Consider the following 5232-nt stretch of genomic DNA (forward strand, 5'->3'; position numbering starts at 1 on the left):
ATGCATGACGATGATGCTGTCGCAGAGTGTCATGACGAGATCCATGTCGTGCTCGACGACGATCATGATCCGGTCGGGCGAACGCAACGCGGTGAGTTTTGCCGTCAGTTCCGCCGTCTCGTGGTGGTTCAATCCGGCGGCGGGCTCGTCGAGCAGCAGGACGCGCGGATTGGCGACCAAGGCGCGGGCGATCTCCAGCATGCGTTGTCGGCCATAGGGCAGGCCCCCGGCATCGACGTCGGCGTAGCCCTGAAGGTCAAAAAACCGCAGGATTTCCATGCATTTCTCACGCCGGCGCCGGCGCTGGGCGTTGGCATAGGGTGGCCAGATCACTTCCCTCCAGGCGGCCGCAACCTCGGCGGGATAGAAACAGACTTCAAGGTTCTCGATCGCCGACATCTGGTCGAAGAGGCGGATGTTCTGATAGGTGCGGGCAATTCCCGAATTGGCGATCTGGTATTTCTTGAGTTTGTCGAGACGCTTGCCGTCGAGCGTGATCGAGCCCGACGACACTGTGTAGGAACCAGCCGTCATGTTGATCAGCGTCGACTTGCCGGCGCCGTTCGGTCCGATCACGCCGTGGATTATGCCGGGAGCGAAGTCGGTCGACACGCCGTCGATGGCGACGACCTCGCCATACACCTTGCGAAGGCTCTGAAAGACCAGCGTCATTTTCCGAAAAGCCCTCGGATCAGTTTCTCCGGCCCGAAGCTGCGCGGCACGATGCCGGCCGGGCGCGCGATGATCAGCGAGATCATCAAAAGACCGAGGAAGAGGATGCGCCATTCGGCGAACTCGCGCAGCAGCTCCGGCAGCAGGATCAGGATTGCCGCGCCGGCGACGATGCCGAAGATGTTGCCGATGCCGCCGACCACGATCATCAGCACGATCAGCACCGATTCCTGCAGCGTGAAGCTTTCCGGGCTGACGAAACGCTGCGATGCGGCGAAGATCGCGCCGGCTATGGAACCGATCGTGGCCGAGGTGGCGAAAGCGGCAAGCTTGGCATTGGTGGTGTTGATGCCGATGCCGCGCGCGGCGTCCTGGTCCTCGCGGATCGCCGCCCACGCCTTGCCGAGGATGGAGCGCTCGAGCCGCCAGACCACGGTGCCGACGATGAGCACGGTGATCAGCAGCAGCCAGAAGAAGTCGATCGGCCGGGCAATCTGTATGCCGAGGATCGACGCCTTGTCCAGCCGGGCAATGCCTTGCGGCCCTCCGGTCAGCCAGTCGAGATTGTTGATGATGATGCGGATGATCTCGCCGAAGCCAAGTGTGACGATGGCCAGATAGTCGCCGCGCAATCGCAACACCGGAATGCCAAGCAATATGCCGGTGACCGCACCCAGGCAGGCGGCGACGAGCAGGATGAGCAGGAACGGCATATGCAGGCCGAGCTGCGGGCTTGCCAGCAGCCCATAGCTGTAGGCGCCGACCGCGTAGAAGGCGACGAAGCCGAGATCCAGCAGCCCGGTATAGCCGATCACGATGTTCAGGCCGATGCCGAGCAGGATGTAGATCAGCAGGCTGTTGAGGACACGGACATGGTAGTTGGGCAGGAAGGGCGTGGTCATGATCAGCGCGATCGCGATGGCGAAGACGAGCCAGGAGATGGTCCGGTTCGCACGCGGCCGGGCCGCGGCGAGAGTGTCGGCGGCGGCCATCAGAATTCCCTCTTGTACACGATGCTTTCCTCGGAGACGGCCTCGCCAAGTATACCGGCAGGACGGACCAGAAGCACGAGTATGAGGATCGCAAAGGCGAGAACGTCGCGATACTCGGTGCCGAGCACGCCGTTTGTGACAATGGGCAGCAGCGCGGTTCCCCACACTTCGATGAAAGCCAGGATGAAGGCGCCGAGCATGGCGCCGGGGATTGAACCGATGCCGCCGAGGATGGCCGCGGTGAAGGCCTTCAGCCCGATGACGGCGCCCATGCTGGGCGACATGATGCCATAGTAACTGGAATAGAGGATGCCGCCGGCAGCGCCGAGAAGCGGCCCGACGAAGAACACCATCGAGATGGCGCCGTTGACGTTGATGCCAAGCAGTTGTGCGGTCGGTCGGCTTTCCGATACGGCGCGCACGATGATGCCGATACGGCTCCGGTTGACCAGGACATGCAGGCCGAACATCAGCACGAAGGCGGCGATCAGGATGCCGATCTGCATCAAGGTGATGGTGCCGCCCATCACCTGATACCGGACGACGGGGAAGAAGCTGGGAAAGGCGACCGGCTGTGGGCCGGCCAGGATCTGCACCCCGGTGACGAGCGACAATGAGACGCCGAGCGAGGACAGCATCGGCGCGAGCCGGGTGGAGCTTCTCAGCGGTTTGTAGGCGACCCTTTCGATGCCGACGCCAATGAGCCCGACGAGGAAGATCGCCACGAGAAAGGCCGCGGTCAGCGCCAGCGCGCCCGACATCCCGACATCGCCGACCAGCAGGCTGAGCGCCAGAAACGCTACATAGGCGCCGAGCATGAACATCTCGCCATGGGCGAAGTTGATCATGCGCAACACGCCGTAGACCATGGTGTAGCCGAGCGCGATCAGGGCGTAGATCGAGCCGATGGTCAGGGCATTTACCGTTTGTTGAATAAGATTTCCCAGCATGGGCCGGCGTCCTGTGCCTGCAACCCCATGGACCGGTCGAACCGGGAAGGGGAATGGTCGACGTGGCCGCCCGTACTTGCGGCAGGCACGCCCGTCAACAGGTGAAGGAGCCGCTTCGCGCGTAGCGATGCGGCTCCGGCGGTCTGGCTGCTATTTCGAACCGACGAGATGGAAGCCCGTTCCCTCCACCTTGTAGAGGTAGGATGGGGCGACTTTGAGTTCGCCGGTTTCGTCGAATTCCAGCTCGCCGACGACGGTCTTCGCCTTGACTGCATGCAATGCTGCGTTGAGGTCCTCACGCGTGAGGCCTTTCGTCGTTTTCAGCACCTGTTCCAAAATCTGGCCCTGTACATAGCCGTAGATCGAATACGGGCCGGCTTCCTCACCATACTTCGCCTTGTAGAGTTTGGCGAAATCGGCGATCTCGGGGGAGGCATCCATCGGCGGCACCTGGATCGCGACAAGCGTGCCCTGGATATTGGCTTCGCCCGCCTGTTTGATGAGGTCCGGCGTGTAGCCGCCGTCCGGCACCATTAGCACGGCGGCGATACCTTGCTCGTGCATCTGCTTGGCAAACAGCGCAAGCTGCGGCATGACGGCGCCGAGATAGATCGCATCGGGCTTCTTGGACTTGATCTGGGCCAGCACAGCGGTGAAGTCCACGTCGGACGGCGCCACGGCAATGGTATCGAGGACCTTGCCGCCGCCGGTTTCGAAGTTCTTGGCGAAGATTTCGGAAATGCCCTGGCCGAAGACCTGCTTGTCGTTGACGATCACGGCAGTCTTGGCGCCGAGCTTGCCCAGCGCATATTCGGCTGGCAACAATGCGCCGGCCAGATCGTTGGCCACCGGGCGCACCATGAACTTGTAGCCCTGCTTGGTGAGAGACGGATTGGAGCCGAAGGTCATGGTCGGCAGCGTGCAGTCTTCATAGATCGGCAGCGTCGACTGGGCGACGCCGGAATTGCAGTTCACCAGGCCAAGCACGACCTTGTCATTGTCGCAGAATTTCTGGGCGACGAGCGTTCCCTCGCGCGGGTCGGCCTTGTCGTCCTGCTGGTCATAGGCAATGGTGACGCCATTGACGCCGCCATCGGCGTTCAGCCTGTCGACGTAGAGCTTGAAGCCATTGTGCCAGGTGCTGCCGAAATAGGCCTGCGCGCCCGAGAGCGGCGCGGACATTCCGACGGTAATCTGCTCGGCCATGGCCGGCGCTGCAAAAAGCGAGGCGCCGAGAAGAAGTGTGGCGATAGATTTTTTCATCATGGTTCCCCTTAGCTGCTGACTACGACAGGGGGAGGCCGTTGCGGTCTTCTTCCCCGTGTAAGCCCATCGAAGCAGACAAAGGGATCGTCGTCAAGAAAGTGTCGACACTATTGCGTTCAATTTTGTGCTCAGATATCGATTATGCGTCGCGAGCCCTTCGGCGACGCTTCAGCTCGGCGCCATTGTCGGGCGCGAAAACCTTGAGCAAGGCGTCCTTGAGCGCTTGCTGCGTGGCGGAGACGGTCATTTCGATATGTTCGCGCAACAGTTTCGCGCCGTTCTCGGCATCGCGCTTGACGGCAGCCTCGACGATGGCCGAATGGGAGGTGATCTGCGCCTTGTCATGCGAAGGATGTTCGATCTGGATGCGGCGGATGAAGCGGATGCGTGCATTGATGGAGCTGAGCTGGCCGACAAGTTCCGGATTTCCGGAGAGTTCGGCGATGAGCAGATGGAAGCCTTCGTCCTCGGCCAGGATGACATCCGGCGGCTGGTCCGGGTAGGCGTCGACGATCGCTTCCCAGTAGCTCCGCAGCCGGTCGATTTCGCTGTCGTCGGCGCGCTCGCACATCAGCTTGAAAGCAGCGCACTCGATGATCGAGCGGAACTCGTAGAGATCGAGCAGGCCCTCGGTGCTGAGGCTTCTGACGAAAAAGCCTCGATTGGGCGTGAGCGAAACGAAACCCTCGGAGGCGAGCCGGTTCAGCGCCTCGCGGATCGGTGTGCGCGAAAGGCCAAGGCCGCGCGAAAGCTGGACCTCGTTGATGCGCTCTCCGGGCTTCAGCTTGAATTCGACCAGGAGCTTGCGGATGGTGTTGTAGGCGCGTTCGCTGCTATCGGCAGCGCGGCGCGTCTCCGCTTCAGCGGCAAGGGACGGGTCGCTATCGGCACTGGTCTCGGCTCGTTCGGTCACGTCGGTTCTCATCTGATTTGTATGCAGGCTGTGTCGACACTTTGTAGAGCCGCCTTTCTTTCGCAACTTCGTGTGAATGGCAAGCAGCAGGTTCAAATCCGGGGGACAACAATGATTGTAGGCATTCTTGGGGTCGGGCATCTGGCGACGTCCATGCTGGCTGGGTTCTTGCGTTCCGGGCTTGATCCCGCGGCGATCGTGCTGTCGCCGCGAGGCAAGGCGGCGGCGCTCTCCGCCCGGCACGGTTTTCGGCTGGCAATCGACAATCGCGATCTCGTCGAACAGTCCGATGTCGTCATTGTTGCGGTGCGGCCCGTGCATGCGCCGGATGCGGTCGCTGGCCTGCCGTGGCGCACGGACCAAACAATGGTTTCGGTTTGCGCCGGCGTAGCGCTATCGCGGTTTGCTGTCGCGCCTGCGCGCGCGGTGCGCGCCATGC

General features: G+C 61.9%; 6 protein-coding genes. 1 reads left to right on the plus strand and 5 read right to left on the minus strand.

What is annotated here, in order from left to right; all coding sequences use genetic code 11:
- The 5 genes from EN925_RS22330 to EN925_RS22350 all read right to left on the minus strand — a co-directional run.
- Positions 1-672 (minus strand): ATP-binding cassette domain-containing protein (locus EN925_RS22330; protein ID WP_164894328.1); only part of this gene is annotated, 672 nt, incomplete at its 3' end.
- Positions 669-1664, minus strand: a complete 996-nt coding sequence (locus EN925_RS22335) for a branched-chain amino acid ABC transporter permease (RefSeq protein WP_127368498.1) — start codon at positions 1662-1664, stop codon at positions 669-671. The genes EN925_RS22335 and EN925_RS22330, both read right to left, overlap by 4 nt.
- Positions 1664-2614, minus strand: a complete 951-nt coding sequence (locus tag EN925_RS22340) for a branched-chain amino acid ABC transporter permease (protein ID WP_224620706.1) — start codon at positions 2612-2614, stop codon at positions 1664-1666. Before EN925_RS22340 ends, EN925_RS22335 begins: the two co-directional genes overlap by 1 nt.
- A gap of 150 nt (positions 2615-2764) precedes the next feature.
- Positions 2765-3880 carry a branched-chain amino acid ABC transporter substrate-binding protein gene (locus EN925_RS22345; protein WP_128336934.1) on the minus strand — a complete coding sequence of 372 codons (1116 nt, stop codon included), beginning with the start codon at positions 3878-3880 and terminating at the stop codon, positions 2765-2767.
- A gap of 139 nt (positions 3881-4019) precedes the next feature.
- Positions 4020-4793, minus strand: a complete 774-nt coding sequence (locus EN925_RS22350; protein WP_063168746.1) for a GntR family transcriptional regulator — start codon at positions 4791-4793, stop codon at positions 4020-4022.
- 153 nt (positions 4794-4946) lie between these two features.
- On the opposite strand from EN925_RS22350, the gene EN925_RS22355 reads away from it, so the two are divergent.
- A partial coding sequence (locus EN925_RS22355) for an NAD(P)-binding domain-containing protein (protein ID WP_164894329.1) occupies positions 4947-5232 on the plus strand: 286 nt, incomplete at its 3' end.

Source organism: Mesorhizobium sp. M7A.F.Ca.US.006.04.2.1 (assembly GCF_004022915.1).
Lineage (GTDB): Bacteria > Pseudomonadota > Alphaproteobacteria > Rhizobiales > Rhizobiaceae > Mesorhizobium > Mesorhizobium ciceri.

Bases quoted from the DNA above. Each gene is read 5' to 3' on its own strand.
- EN925_RS22335 (WP_127368498.1), bottom strand. From the start codon at position 1,664: ATGGCCGCCGCCGACACTCTCGCCGCGGCCCGGCCGCGTGCGAACCGG.
- EN925_RS22340 (WP_224620706.1), bottom strand. From the start codon at position 2,614: ATGCTGGGAAATCTTATTCAACAAACGGTAAATGCCCTGACCATCGGC.
- EN925_RS22345 (WP_128336934.1), bottom strand. From the start codon at position 3,880: ATGATGAAAAAATCTATCGCCACACTTCTTCTCGGCGCCTCGCTTTTT.